This window comes from Streptomyces sp. NPDC088747, from assembly GCF_044751025.1.
Lineage (GTDB): Bacteria > Actinomycetota > Actinomycetes > Streptomycetales > Streptomycetaceae > Streptomyces.
On the sequence record NZ_JBIVKZ010000003.1, the window covers coordinates 1 to 13,720 of the forward strand.

11 protein-coding genes are annotated in these 13,720 nt (G+C 71.3%); 6 read left to right on the forward strand and 5 right to left on the reverse strand.

Translation table 11 applies throughout. The annotated features are described in order from the left end of the window. The 3 genes from ACIP79_RS08355 to glgB all read left to right on the forward strand — a co-directional run. On the forward strand, positions 1-417 hold a 417-nt coding region (locus ACIP79_RS08355), incomplete at its 5' end, for an alpha-glucosidase C-terminal domain-containing protein (RefSeq protein WP_401220998.1). A 148-nt stretch (positions 418-565) separates the two neighbouring features. Next, positions 566-1,972 carry a maltokinase gene (locus ACIP79_RS08360; RefSeq protein ID WP_401221001.1) on the forward strand — a complete coding sequence of 469 codons (1,407 nt, stop codon included), beginning with the start codon at positions 566-568 and terminating at the stop codon, positions 1,970-1,972. Positions 1,973-2,009: 37 nt separating this feature from the next. Beyond that, positions 2,010-4,424, forward strand: a complete 2,415-nt coding sequence (glgB, locus tag ACIP79_RS08365; RefSeq protein ID WP_401221004.1) for a 1,4-alpha-glucan branching enzyme — start codon at positions 2,010-2,012, stop codon at positions 4,422-4,424. A gap of 198 nt (positions 4,425-4,622) precedes the next feature. On the opposite strand, the gene ACIP79_RS08370 is transcribed toward glgB, so the two are convergent. From ACIP79_RS08370 to ACIP79_RS08380, 3 genes are all read right to left on the reverse strand, one after another. Then, entirely contained in the window at positions 4,623-6,845 is a 2,223-nt protein-coding gene (locus ACIP79_RS08370; RefSeq protein ID WP_401221007.1) for a HelD family protein, read from the reverse strand. Between the two features lie 274 nt (positions 6,846-7,119). Continuing rightward, positions 7,120-7,452 carry a thioredoxin family protein gene (locus ACIP79_RS08375; protein WP_401221010.1) on the reverse strand — a complete coding sequence of 111 codons (333 nt, stop codon included), beginning with the start codon at positions 7,450-7,452 and terminating at the stop codon, positions 7,120-7,122. Further along, positions 7,449-7,877 carry a MerR family transcriptional regulator gene (locus tag ACIP79_RS08380; protein ID WP_401221013.1) on the reverse strand — a complete coding sequence of 143 codons (429 nt, stop codon included), beginning with the start codon at positions 7,875-7,877 and terminating at the stop codon, positions 7,449-7,451. Before ACIP79_RS08380 ends, ACIP79_RS08375 begins: the two co-directional genes overlap by 4 nt. Positions 7,878-8,026: 149 nt before the next feature. Here ACIP79_RS08380 and ACIP79_RS08385 point away from each other — a divergent pair, with 149 nt between their 5' ends. After that, positions 8,027-8,647, forward strand: coding sequence for a TetR/AcrR family transcriptional regulator (locus tag ACIP79_RS08385; RefSeq protein WP_401221015.1), 621 nt, complete (start codon positions 8,027-8,029; stop codon positions 8,645-8,647). A 135-nt stretch (positions 8,648-8,782) separates the two neighbouring features. Here the strand turns inward: ACIP79_RS08385 and ACIP79_RS08390 are convergent, their stop codons facing one another. Next, positions 8,783-10,204, reverse strand: coding sequence for a cation:dicarboxylate symporter family transporter (locus tag ACIP79_RS08390; protein WP_401222075.1), 1,422 nt, complete (start codon positions 10,202-10,204; stop codon positions 8,783-8,785). 237 nt (positions 10,205-10,441) lie between these two features. Between ACIP79_RS08390 and ACIP79_RS08395 the strand changes: the two genes are divergently transcribed. Next, a complete protein-coding gene (locus tag ACIP79_RS08395; RefSeq protein WP_401221018.1) occupies positions 10,442-12,181 on the forward strand; it encodes an ATP-binding protein in 1,740 nt (579 codons plus the stop codon). After that, positions 12,178-12,876 (forward strand): response regulator, encoded by a 699-nt coding sequence (locus ACIP79_RS08400; RefSeq protein WP_401221021.1) that lies wholly within the window; start codon positions 12,178-12,180, stop codon positions 12,874-12,876. The genes ACIP79_RS08395 and ACIP79_RS08400 overlap by 4 nt, the downstream gene beginning before the upstream one ends. A 45-nt stretch (positions 12,877-12,921) precedes the next feature. Here ACIP79_RS08400 and ACIP79_RS08405 read toward each other — a convergent pair whose 3' ends face one another. Then, positions 12,922-13,713 carry an SDR family NAD(P)-dependent oxidoreductase gene (locus tag ACIP79_RS08405; protein WP_401221023.1) on the reverse strand — a complete coding sequence of 264 codons (792 nt, stop codon included), beginning with the start codon at positions 13,711-13,713 and terminating at the stop codon, positions 12,922-12,924. Between the last annotated feature and the right edge of the window lie 7 nt (positions 13,714-13,720).

The window sequence follows — 13,720 nt, forward strand, 5'->3', positions numbered from 1 at the left end:
TGCGACCCCGGCCGCCTCTTCCTCCCCACGATCATGGACCCCGTCTACGGCTACCAGGTCACCAACGTCGAAGCCTCCATGAGCAGCCCCTCCTCCCTGCTCCACTGGACCCGACGCATGATCGAGATCCGCAAACAGAACATGGCCTTCGGCCTCGGCTCCTACACCGAACTCCCCTCCTCCAACCCCGCCGTCATCGCCTTCCTCCGCGAATACAAGGACGACCTCGTCCTGTGCGTCCACAACTTCTCCCGCTTCGCCCAACCCACCGAACTCGACCTCAGCGCCTTCAACGGCAGGCATCCGGTCGAGCTGATCGGCGGGGTCCGCTTCCCCGCCATCGGTGATCTGCCGTACCTGCTGACCCTCGCCGGGCACGGCTTCTACTGGTTCCGGCTCCGTAAGGACGCCGCGTAGAACTCAGGCGGGGCGGTTTCCCCCGCCCCGCCCGGGGCACGCATGAGTAACACCCCGACTCCCCCGGCCTCCCGGGATCTCCGGTTCCCTGGGTTTCCGGCCCTCCGGACTCCCGGTGCCTGAGTCTCCGGGGAAAGGACGCGACGCCATGTCGGAAGCGGCAACCCACTCTGCCACCGCCCCGGTCACCCACCCTGAGCTGCTCGCGTCCCTGGATCCACTCCTACGGGAATGGCTGCCCCGGCAACGCTGGTTCGCCGGCAAGGGCCGCCCGGTGACCGGCTTCTCGCTGGTGTCGGCCACCGAACTGCTGCCGTCGGACGGGCCGTTGGGCCTGCTCCATCTGCTGGTGCGCGCCCATCAGCCGCTCACCGCGGCACCGGGCGCACTGTCGCACCCGAGCGACTGCTACCAGTTGCTGATCGGCGTGCGCGAGGCACTGCCGCCGCGGCTGGCTCCCGCCCTGATCGGACATCTGGAGGACGGGCCGCTGGCCGGCCGTACGGTCTACGAGGCGCTGCACGACACGCGCCCGGCCGACGTACTCCTGGAGGCCCTGCGCACCCGGGCCAACCCCGGCGACCTGCGTTTCGAGCGCGCCTCCGGCCAGGAGATCGGGAGTGATCTGGTCCCGCGCCTGGTGACGTCGGAGCAGTCCAACTCGTCGATCGTCTATGGAGATACGTTCATCCTCAAGCTGCTGCGGCGGATCGTGCCCGGGACCAACCCGGACCTGGAGCTGCCGCTCGCGCTGGCCCGGGAGGGCTGTGCGCGGGTGCCGGCGCCGACGGCGTGGATAGCGGCGGAGCTGGGCGGGGAGACGTACACGCTCGGTGTGCTGCAACCCTTCGTCCGGGGTGCGAGCGACGGGTGGGAGCTGGCGCTGAGCGAGCTCGCGAAGGGCGTGGACTTCGGCGTCGAGGCGCGGGCGCTGGGGCGCGCCACCGCCGAGGTTCACCTCGCGCTCGCCCGCGCGCTACCCACGGTCACGCTGGGCCACGCGCAGATGAAACCGCTCGTCGACGGTATGACCCAGCGCCTGGAGGCGGCCGCGCAGGCGGTGCCCGCGCTGCGTCCGTACGCTCCCGGCCTGCACACCGCCTTCGAGGCGCTGGCCGGTCTGGCCGCCGAGGGCCGCGCCTGGACGGCGCAGCGCGTCCACGGTGATCTGCATCTCGGGCAGTGCCTGCGTTCGCCGTCCGGGGAGTGGTCGTTGATCGACTTCGAGGGCGAACCGTCGAAGCCGCTCGCCGAACGCCGGATGCCGCATCCCCCGGTGCGGGACATCGCGGGCATGCTCCGCTCCTTCGACTACGCGGCACACACGCACCGCCCCCAGATCCCCGGCTGGGCCGACACGTGCCGGGCCGCGTACTGCGCCGGTTACGCGGAGGCCGCCGGGCTCGACCCCCGCACCGATCCCGTACTCCTGCGTGCCTACGAGACGGACAAGGCGGTGTACGAAGTGCTGTACGAGGCCCGGCACCGCCCAGACTGGCTGCCCGTACCGCTGGCGGCGGTCCGCCGGCTCGCGACGGACGCCACCACCCCCTGAACCTCCCGTCCCTCATCCTCCAGAGGAGGCCCTGCCCGTGACGCCCCGCCCGTCCGACGACAGTCCGAAGAAGACCGGTGCGAAGAAGAAGGCGGACCTGAAGAAGGCCGATTCCAAGAAGGCCGATCTCAAGAAGGCCGCCAAGGCCGCGAGGAAGGCACCGGAGCCCGAGCCGCAGCCCGTCGCCGACGTCGCCACCTTCACTGATGTCGCCGAGGTCTCCGAGGTCGCCGAGGTCGCCGAGGTCGCCGACAGCGCCCCCGTGTTCACGGGGGTGGAAGCCGGCGACCGTGAGCGGTTGTTGAACGGCACGCACCACGATCCGCACGGGGTGCTCGGGGCCCATCCCGTGCCGGGCGGCGTCGCCTTCCGGGCCTTCCGCCCGTACGCGCTGGCGGTCACCGTCGTGACGGACGACCTGCGGGCCGAACTGCACGACGACGGGGACGGTTTCTTCTCGGGGCTGCTGCCCCTGCGCGACGTGCCGCCCTCCTACCGTCTGCTCGTGTCGTACGAGGGGACGGTCCAGGACACCGAGGACGCGTACCGATTCCTGCCCGCGATCGGCGAGTTGGACCTGCATCTGTTCGGCGAGGGCCGCCACGAGCAGTTGTGGCGGGCGCTCGGCGCCGAGCCGATGGTTCACCAGGGCGTGACCGGTACCCGTTTCACCGTCTGGGCGCCGAACGCGCGCGGGGTCCGGGTGGCCGGCACCTTCAACTTCTGGGACGGTTCGGCGTTCCCGATGCGCTCGCTCGGCTCGTCCGGGGTGTGGGAACTGTTCGTGCCCGCGATAGGCGAGGGTGAGCTGTACAAGTTCGACATCACCCGGCCCGACGGCTCCCGGACCCTGCGCGCGGACCCGATGGCCCGGCGCACCGAGGTCCCGCCCAGCACGTCGTCGATCATCACCGAGTCCCACCACGAGTGGCGGGACGAGACGTGGATGGCGGCCCGGGGTGCCCGGCCCGCGCACGAGGCGCCGTTCTCGGTCTACGAGATCCACCTCGCCTCCTGGCGGCCAGGCCTGACGTACCGTCAACTCGCGGAGCAGCTCCCCGCGTACGTCTCCGACCTCGGCTTCACCCACGTGGAGCTGATGCCGGTGGCGGAGCATCCCTTCGGCGGGTCGTGGGGCTACCAGGTCACCGGCTTCTACGCCCCGACCGCGCGCCTCGGCACCCCCGACGACTTCAAGTACCTCGTCGACGCCCTGCACCGGGCCGGCATCGGCGTCCTCATGGACTGGGTCCCCGCGCACTTCCCGCGCGACGACTGGGCATTGGCCGAGTTCGACGGACGCCCCCTGTACGAGCACGAGGACCCGCTGCGCGCCGCCCACCCCGACTGGGGCACCCTCGAGTTCGACTACGGACGCCGCGAGGTCCGCAACTTCCTCGTCGCCAACGCCACCTACTGGTGCGAGGAGTTCCACATCGACGGCCTCCGCGTCGACGCCGTCGCCTCCATGCTCTACCTCGACTACTCCCGCGAAGCCGGCCAGTGGACGCCGAACGAGCACGGCGGGCGCGAGAATCTCGACGCCGTCGCGTTCCTCCAGGAGATGAACGCCACCGTCTACCGCCGCAACCCCGGCGTCGTCACCATCGCCGAGGAGTCCACCGCCTGGGACGGTGTCACCCGGGCCACCCATCACATCGGTCCCGGGGGCTTCGGCGGTCTCGGTTTCGGACTGAAGTGGAACATGGGGTGGATGCACGACTCGCTGGACTACGTCACCCATGAGCCGGTCCACCGCAAGTACCACCACCACGAGATGACGTTCTCGATGGTGTACGCGTACAGCGAGAACTACGTCCTGCCGATCTCCCACGACGAGGTCGTGCACGGCAAGCGCTCGCTCGTCTCCAAGATGCCCGGTGACTGGTGGCAGCAGCGGGCCACCCTGCGCGCCTACCTCGCCTTCATGTGGGCCCACCCCGGCAAGCAACTCCTCTTCATGGGGCAGGAGTTCGCCCAGGGGGCCGAATGGTCCGAGGCCCATGGGCCCGACTGGTGGCTTCTCGACCCCGCCTACGGTGCCGAGCCCGACCACCGCGGTGTCCGTGACCTCGTCCGCGATCTCAACGGCACCTACCAGCGCGAGGCCGCGCTGTGGGAGCTCGACACCGATCCCGCCGGCTTCACCTGGATCGCCGGTGACTCCGCCGAGGACAACGTCTTCGCCTTCATGCGGTACGCCGCCGACGGCACGCCGCTGCTTGCGGTGTCCCACTTCTCCCCGGTGGTCCGGCACGGTTACCGCATCGGCGTTCCCGACTCCGCGACCGCCTGGCAGGAAGTCCTCAACACCGACTCCCTCCGCTACGGCGGCAGCGACGTCACCAACCCCGACCCCCTGAAACCCGAACCCCACCCCGCCCACGGCCGCCCCGCCGCGATCCGCCTGACCCTCCCCCCACTGTCAACCATCTGGCTCCGCCCGACCTGAGCCGTTTTTCGCCCCCTCCGCCCCTACCCGTCCCGTTCCTGGGGGCTGCCGCCCCCAGACCCCCGCATCGCGCTGACGCGCTCGTCCTCAATCGCCGGACGGGCTGGAAATAGCCCCTCCGGCGTTTGAGGAGCGGGGGTTCGGGGGCGGAGCCCCCGAGAGACGGGACGGGAAGGGGCGGAGGGGGCGAAGAAAGCCCTAAGCCGCCGCCCGCAACCCGTCCGGCAGCCCCCCGGCGTAGAGCACCCCCAGCGCCTGCGTGGCCCGGGTGAGCGCCACGTACAGGTCACTCGTGACGAACCCCCCGGGCTCGACCACCAGCACGGAGTCGAACTCAAGCCCCTTGGCCTGCCGAGGCTCAAGAAGCACCACCGCCCGATGCAGATCGGGCAACTCCCCGGCCGTGACCCCGTCGAGCCGCGCGGCAAGCGCGGCATGCAGCCCCCGAGGCGCGATCACCGCAAGCCTCCCCTCCGCGGGAGCGAGCTCGGCCACGGCCTTGGCCACCGCCCCGGGAAGGTCCTCGGACACGGCACGCACCCAGGGCCGTACCCCCGTACTCCGCACGGACCGCGGCGGCTCGAACCCAGGATCCCCGGCCCGCAGCACCCCCGCCGCGAGGTCCATGATCTCGGACGGTGTCCGGTAGTTGACGGCGAGACGGGTGTGCTCCCACCGGTCCTCGACGTACGGCGCGAGGATGTCCGCCCAGGACCCGACCCCGGCCGCCTCGGAGGTCTGCGCGGGGTCGCCGACCAGCGTCATGGACCGGGTGGGACTGCGCCGCATCAGCAGCCGCCAGGCCATCGGCGACAGCTCCTGGGCCTCGTCCACGATGATGTGCCCGAACGCCCAGGTCCGGTCGCCCGCCGCCCGCTCGGCGGCACTGCGGTGGTCGTCCTCCTCGTGGCGCTCGGCCATCCGCTCGGCGTCGATGATGTCGTGCGCGGAGAGGACCTCGGACTCCTCCTCGTCCATGTCCTCGAACTCGTAGGTACGGGAGGCGTAGGACACGTCGAGGACGCCCTGCGCGTAGGCGACCTGGTTGCGCCGCTCCTGGTCGGCGAGGGCGCGGGCCACCCTGCCGTCCTCGCCGAGCAGTTCGGCGGCCTCGTCGAGGAGCGGGACGTCCGCGGTGGTCCACTCCCGGGTGACCTCCCTGCGGACGGCGTCGGCGTCCTCGTCGGGCAGGTAGCCCTCGGGCTCGGCGAGGAAGTCCGCGACCAGCCGCCGCGGAGTCAGCCGCGGCCACAACTGCTCGATGGCGCCCCAGACTTCGGGGTTCTCGGCCAGTTCGTCACGGATCTGCGTGATGTCGCTCGGGTCGAGGAGGTTCGAGCCGTCGAAGGGGTCCGTGCCGATGCGCTCGGCCAGCATGTCGGTGAGGGTGTTGAGGATGTGGCCCTCGAAGTACTCGCGCGCGACGTTGTGCGGCAGTTGTGCCTCGCGGGTGCGTTCACGGGCGACCCGCACGAGACCGGCGTCGAGCATGAGGATGTCCCGGTCGTGCTCGATGGCGATGACGGGGTCGGGGAGGCCCTGCCGGTCGCGTACGACGGCGGCGAGGACGTCGGCCATGTCGGCGCGCCCCTTCACCGAGGCCGCTTCGGGGGTGTCGGTGGCCGTCGCCTTCACGCCGGGGAACAGTTCGCCGACCGTCGCGAGCAGCACGCCGGTCTCGCCCAGCGAGGGCAGCACCTCACCGATGTAGCCGAGGAAGGCGGGGTTCGGGCCGACGATCAGGACGGCCCGTTTGGCGAGCAACTCCCGGTACTCGTAGAGCAGATAGGCGGCGCGGTGCAGTGCGACGGCCGTCTTGCCGGTGCCGGGGCCGCCCTCGACGACCAGCACGCCCTGGTAGGGCGCGCGGATGATCTGGTCCTGCTCGGCCTGGATGGTCTGGACGATGTCGCTCATCCGGCCGGTGCGCGCCGAGTTGAGGGCGGCGAGAAGCACCGCGTCGCCACTTGGGTCCTCGTGCCCGGTGCGCTCGCGGTCGCCGAGGTCGAGGATCTCGTCGTGCAGGTCGGTGACGCGGCGGCCGTCGGAGGTGATGTGCCGGCGCCTGCGCAGGCCCATCGGGGTGTGGCCGGTGGCGAGGTAGAAGGGGCGGGCGACCGGGGCGCGCCAGTCGATGAGCATCGGGGTGTGCTCGGTGTCGTCGGCGCGGATGCCGATGCGGCCGATGTGGTGGCTCAGGCCGGAGGTGAGGTCGATCCGGCCGAAGCAGAGCGAACCGTCCACGGCGTTCAGCGCGGCCAGCAGTCCCGAGCGCTCGGCGACCAGCACGTCCCGCTCCAGGCGCGCCTGCATGGGTGTGTTCCCCTGCCCGAGGGCGTCGACGACGGCCGCCTCCGTGTCACCGCGCAGCGCGTCCACGCGTGTGTAGACCCCGTCGATGAATTCCTGCTCGATCCGCAATTCATCGTCGATAAGCCCTGCGGTGGACTCCGCGACGGATTCCGCGCTGGAGTCGGATCCTTTGGTGGACTTCGTGGATTTCGTGGTGGAGTCGGTTTCTGAGCCCCTGGTTGACAATTCCACTCCCGGCCGGATACACTGTGGCTATTGAACTTCCTCGCGATTTCATCCTCTTGAAGTCGCGAACCATTAAATATACGCAAGGAAATCCCCCGAGCGCAATTGCGCTCGGGGGATTTCCCGTTCTCGGCCAGGTTCTCCGGGGCCCGCGTGGTCACAGCACGTCGGAGAGTTCCTCCATGAGCCGGCGCCTGGGCCGGGACCCCACCATGGACTTCACCGGCTCGCCCCCGCGGAACACCATGAAGGTGGGCATCGACAGCACGCCGTAGGCGAGCGTGGTCAGCGGGTTCGCGTCCACGTCCAGCTGTACGACCTTGAGCCGCTCCCCCTCCTCGGCGGCGACGGCGGCCAGCACCGGCGCCATCTGCCGGCACGGCGGGCACCAGTCGGCCGTGAACTCCACCAGCACCGGCAGCTCCGACCCGATCACCTCCGCCTCGAAGTCCCCGTCCGTCACCTCGGCCACACCCGCTGCCTTGATCACCGCGTCCGCCCTCCCAGTTCGCATACGGGTTCCGGGCCGCCCGGAACCCCGGAATCGGCCGCGAGCTCGTCACGCGCCCGCTCCGCCCGGGCCAGTTGTGCGCCGACCGTCGCGCGCACCGCCACCAGTTCGTCGATCACGGCGTCGAGCTCGCCTAGCTTGCGCCGGTAGACCTCCAGCGACGCCGGGCAGGAGTCGCCCTCGGGATGCCCGGCCCGCAGGCACTCCACGAAGGGCCGGGTCTCCTCCAGGTCGAACCCGAAGTCCTGCAACGTCCTGATCTGCCGCAGCAGCCGCAGGTCACCGTCGTCGTACGTCCGGTACCCGTTCGCACCGCGCCGCGCGGGCAGCAGCCCCCGTGACTCGTAGTACCGCAGGGTCCGCGTGGAGGTCCCGGCCCGCGCCGCCAGCTCGCCGATTCGCATACCGCGACGGTAGTCCTTGACGCCGACGTCAAGGCAAGGACGGATCCGCGGCCTTGAGGATCCAGCGGTCCTCGCCGGCCACGTGGTGGGCCTCAGTGCCGGTGGAGCCCTTGTGGAGGCCGCGCCGAAGGGGACGGGAGCCGGGCAGAATGGCGCGTATGAGCACCATGGTCGGCCTCAGCCGCGCGGATGTGAACCGGCGCCGCATCCTGGACGTCGCGCTCGGCGAACTACTGCGGGACCCCGACGCGTCCATGGACCAGATCGCGCGGGCCGCCGGCGTCGTACGACGGACGGTGTACGGGCATTTCCCCAGCCGGGAGGCGCTGATCCGCACGCTGTTCGACGGCGCGGTGGACGCGGTGCGGGCGGCGCACTCGGCGAGCCGGGAGGGTGTGGAGGATCCCGCGGAGTCGCTGGCCCGCTCGACGCTGGCCGTGTGGGAGATAGCCGACCGCTACCGGCTGCTGGTCGCGCTCGCCCGGCGCGATGTCACGCCCCGGGGCATCCGCGACCGCCTCACGCCCGTCCGTGAGGCGTGTACGGAGGTGCTCCGACACGGCCTGGAACAGGGGGTGTTCGCCTCCCCGCTGCCCGCGCCGGTTCTCGCCCACGTGCACGAGCAGATGCTGTTCACCCTCATGGAGGCGGTGAACGAAGGACTGCTGGCAGCGGAGGAGGCGGGCCGCTCCGCCGTGGTCACGATGCTGACCGCGGCGGGCGTACCCGCCTCACGGGCCACCGAGTTGGTGGCCGGGCTGAGGGACTGAGGTCACGGCTTTCCGTCAGGGGCCGAGCGGCCGGGTCGCAGGGGGGGAAGGCCCGGCCGCTCGGCGTTCCTGGGGAGGGGATGTCCCGGTCCCCCGGCTTCGCGGGCGCCCCGTTCAGGAGGGCACCCGCGACGCTCACGCCTTGGCCAGTTCCTTCTCGCCGCCCTGCTCCGGGACCTCCGCGTCGGCCGGGGTACCGGCGTCATCGTCGTCGTCCAGCAGGGTCTTCTCGTCGAACGGGAACTCACCGGCGAGGACGCGGTTCACCCGGTCCGTGTCGATCTCCTTGGTCCAGGTACCGATCAGCACGGTGGCGACCGCGTTGCCGGCGAAGTTCGTCAGGGCGCGCGCCTCGCTCATGAAGCGGTCGATGCCGACGATGAGGCCGACGCCGTCCACGAGGGCCGGCTTGTGCGACTGGAGACCGCCGGCCAGCGTGGCGAGACCGGCGCCGCTGACGCCCGCCGCGCCCTTCGAGGCGACGAGGAGGAAGAGCAGCAGCGGGATCTGCTCGCCGAGCGACATCGGGGTGCCCAGGGCGTCCGCGATGTAGAGGGAGGCCATGGTCATGTAGATCATGGTGCCGTCGAGGTTGAAGGAGTAGCCGGTCGGGATGGTGATGCCGACCACCGGCTTGCTCACGCCCAGGTGCTCCATCTTCGCGATGACCCGCGGGAGGGCGGACTCGGAGGAGGAGGTGGACAGGATCAGCAGGAACTCACGGCTCAGGTACTTGAAGAGCGTGAGGATGTTCAGGCCCGCGACGATGCGCAGCAGCGCGCCGAGCACGATGAAGACGAAGAGGAAGCAGGTGGCGTAGAAGCCGAGCATCAGGACGGCGAGGCTCTTGAGCGCGTCGACCCCGGCGGAACCGACGACGGCGGCGATGGCGCCGAAGGCACCGAGCGGGGCAGCCCACATCACCATGGCGAGGATGCGGAAGACGAGCCGCTGGATGTGCTCGATACCGCGCAGGACGGGCGCGCCGGCCGATCCCATGGCCTGGAGCGCGAATCCGGCGAGCAGCGCGACCAGGAGGGTCTGCAGGACCTGGCCCTCGGTGAACGCGGAGACCATCGTGGTCGGGATGATCGACAGCACGAACTCGACCGGCGGCAGCGCCTCGTCCGACACCTGCCCCTGACCGGCCTCCTTGACGGCGTCGGTGACCTGGAGGCCGGTGCCCGGGTCCAGGAGGTTGCCGACGACCAGGCCGATGGAGAGCGCCACCAGCGACATGACCAGGAAGTATCCGAGGGCGATACCGCCGACGGCGCCGACCTTGGCGGCCTTGCGTACGGAGCCGATGCCCAGCACGATCGTGCAGAAGATGATGGGCGAGATCATCATCTTGATGAGATTCACGAAGCCGGTGCCGATGGGCTTCAGCTCGACCGCGAAGTCGGGTGCGATCAGACCGACGGCGATACCGATGATCACGGCGCCGATCACGGCGATGTAGAGATAGTGGGTGCGGTCCCGCTTTGCGGCGGGTGCGGCAGGTGCGGTTTGCGGGGTGCTGGCCACGGCTGCCCTCCTTGACGACGTCGTCGGCATCATCCGGCGTGCGGCTCACGACCGGTGGACCCCGGTGTGCGGCTCACGACCGGGGATCCGGAAGTCGCGCCTCCGGGCATCCGGGAGGCGGATTCCCGGGTGGATCCGGGAGGCGGGCTCCCGGACTGTCCGGGAGGCGCACTCCCAGGGGATGCGGTGACTATCTCCCGCCGTGTGAGGGCGGTCACCCTTCCGTTCATTTAGTTCACGCTTATACGGGGAGGGAGACTGTTGGGCATGCGTCTCCCCCGCGTCCCCCGACCCCGCAGCCTCGCCGGTCAGCTCTTCGGCATGCAGGCCGTGCTGATCGCAGTGCTCGTCGCCGGGTACGCGGTCTTCACGTACGTCAGCGACCGCAGCCAGGCGGAGGAGGCGGCGAGCCGTCAGGCCATGGCCGTGGCGGGCGCGGTCGCGGACGCGCCCTCGGTGCACGACGCGATCCGCACCGCCGACCCGACGGAGTCCCTCCAGCCGTACGCGCTCCAGGTGCAGCGGGACACCGACGTGGACTTCGTCACCATCATGGATCCGCGGGGCATCCGCTGGACGCACCCCGACGAGACGCTGATAGGCAAGCACTTCCTCGGCCACATCGGCCCCGCCCTTGAGGGCAGGTCCTTCACCGAGACCTACACCGGCAGCCTCGGTCCCTCGGTCCGCGCGGTCACCCCGATCCGGGACGACGGCCGGATCGTCGGCCTGGTCAGCGCGGGCATCAAGGTCGAGGCGATCACGGCCCGGGTGCAGGACCAGGTGACGGCGCTCATCGGCGTCGCGGCGGGCGCCCTGGCGCTGGGCGGTCTCGGCACGTACGTCATCAACGCGCGGCTGCGCCGTTCCACGCACGGGATGAACGCGGCCGAGCTGAGTCACATGCACGACTACCACCAGGCCGCGCTGCACGCCGTACGCGAGGGTCTGCTGATGCTGGACGGACAGTTCAAGGTGGCGCTGATCAACGACGGCGGGCGGGAGCTGCTGGGGGTGGGCGGCGACGTGGTCGGCCGTTCCGTGGCCGATCTCGGGCTGCCGGCGCCGCTGACCGGCGCGCTGCTCTCGGCGGAGCCGCGGGTGGACGAGGTGCACCTGACCGCGCGGCGGGTCCTGGTGGTGAACACCTCCCCCGTGTCGGGAGGCGAGCGCCGGGGCACCGTCGTGACTCTGCGCGACGTGACCGAACTCCAGTCGCTGATGGGTGAGTTGGACTCCGAGCGGGGCTTCACGCTGGCGCTGCGCTCGCAGGCGCACGAGGCCGCGAACCGGCTGCACACCGTGGTGTCCCTCATCGAACTGGGCCGCGCCGAGGAGGCCGTCGACTTCGCCACGGCGGAACTGGAGCTGGCCCAGACACTCACCGACCAGGTGGTCGCGGCGGTCAGCGAACCGGTGCTCGCCGCCCTGCTCCTCGGCAAGGCCGCGCAGGCCAACGAGCGGGGCGTGGAGCTGGTGGTGTCGCAGGACAGCGCCATCGACGACGGGCTGCTGCCGGACTCGCTGTCCGCCCGTGACCTGGTGACGGTCCTCGGGAACCTGATCGACAACGCGGTGGACGCGGCGAAGGGGACGGTGGGGGCGCGGGTCACAGTGACGGCGTACACGGACGCCGACGGGCTGGTGCTGCGGGTCGCCGACACGGGTTCGGGGGTGGCGCCCGCCCACGCCGAGGCGGTCTTCCAGCGCGGCTGGTCGACCAAGCCGTCGGGGCCCGGCGGCCGTGGCCTCGGGCTGGCTCTCGTACGGCAGGCGGTGAGCAGGCACGACGGCACACTGACGGTGACCGAGGCCGCCGGCGGCGGGGCGGAGTTCGAGGCGCGGCTGCCGTTGCCTACGGTGTCCTCGGCGCCGAGGGCCGCGGCGCCCGTGTCCGGGACGCCCGCCGTGGTGTCCGGGGCCGGGGCATCCGCCGTGCCGGCCCGACAGCGGGACGACCGGCCGCCCGAGCCCGCTCGGCCCGCCTTGCCTGGAGGCGACGTATGACGACCGACCCCATCCGCGTACTCGTCGTCGAGGACGACCCGGTGGCCGCCGACGCGCACGTCATGTACGTCGGCCGCGTGCCCGGTTTCACCGCCGTCGGCAAGGCGCACACGGGTGCGGAGGCGCGGCGCGCGCTGGACCGTACGCCGGTGGACCTGCTGCTGCTCGACCTGCACCTGCCGGACGTGCACGGCCTGCAACTCGCCCGGTCCCTGCGCGCGGCGGGCTATCACGCGGACGTCATAGCGGTGACGTCGGCGCGGGATCTGGCGGTCGTGCGGGAGGGGGTCTCGCTCGGGGTCGTGCAGTACGTCCTGAAGCCCTTCACCTTCGCCACCCTGCGCGACCGCCTGGTCAGATACGCCGAGTTCCACGCGGCGGCGGGCGAGGCGAGCGGCCAGGACGAGGTGGACCGCGCCCTGGCCACGCTGCGCGCGCCGGGCCCGGCCGCGCTGCCCAAGGGGCTGAGCGCCCCGACCCTCGAACGCGTCACCGTCGCCCTCCGCGACTGCGCCGAGGGTCTGACGGCGGCCGGGGTCGCCGAGCTGGTCGGCATCTCCCGGATCACGGCCCGGCGCTACCTCGAACACCTGGTGGAGTCGGGGCGGGCGGCGCGGGCCCCGCAGTACGGGCAGGTGGGGCGGCCGGAGTTGCAGTACCGGTGGGTGAGGGGCTCGGCCCCCGGAGGGGTCTGAGGCGCCGGCCTCCGGAGGGGTCCGAGCCCGAGTACCGCCGCCGGTTCAGACGGCCGTGTAGGCGCCGTCGACCAGGTGGTAGCTGCCGTGCACGAACGAGGCGCGCTCGGAGAGCAGGAAGGCGATCAGCTCGGCGACCTCCTCGGGGCGTCCGAGACGGCCGGCCGGGTGCAGGCCCACGAGGCCGTCGTACTGGTCCTTCTCCATCTCCCGCAGCAGCGGGGTGTCGATGAAGCCGGGGCCGACGACGTTGATCCGGATGCCCTTGGCGGCGTACTCCGCGGCGGCGGTCTTGGTCAGCCCCACCACCCCGTGCTTGGCGGCGACGTACGCGGACGATCCCGCGGAGGCGACCGAGCCGAGGATGGAGGCGACGTTCACGATGGCGCCGCCGGCGTCCGCGGCCTCGATGGCGGGGAGTTCGTAGCGCATCGAGTGGAAGACGCCGTCGAGGTTGGTGCGTACGACGCGGTTGTAGGCGTCGATGTCGTACTCGCCGGTGGGGGCGACCGGGCCGCCCACGCCCGCGTTGTTCACCGCGAGGTGCAGGCCGCCGAAGGTGTCGACGGCGAACCGCACGGCCGCTTCGACGGATTCGGGGCGCGTCACGTCCAGGGCGACGGCGGCGGCGAGGACGCCCTCCGCCTGGAGCTCGGCGGCGGCCTTCTCGGCGCCTTCGGCGTTGTGGTCGGCGATCACGACGTTGGCACCGCCGGCGCCGAGGCGGCGGGCGGTGGCCAGGCCGATACCGGAGGCGGCGCCGGTGACGAGGGCGGTGCGGCCGGAGAACTCGGTGGAGTAGTCGGTGACGTGGGATGCGGGGGTGGTGATGGACATGGTGCTG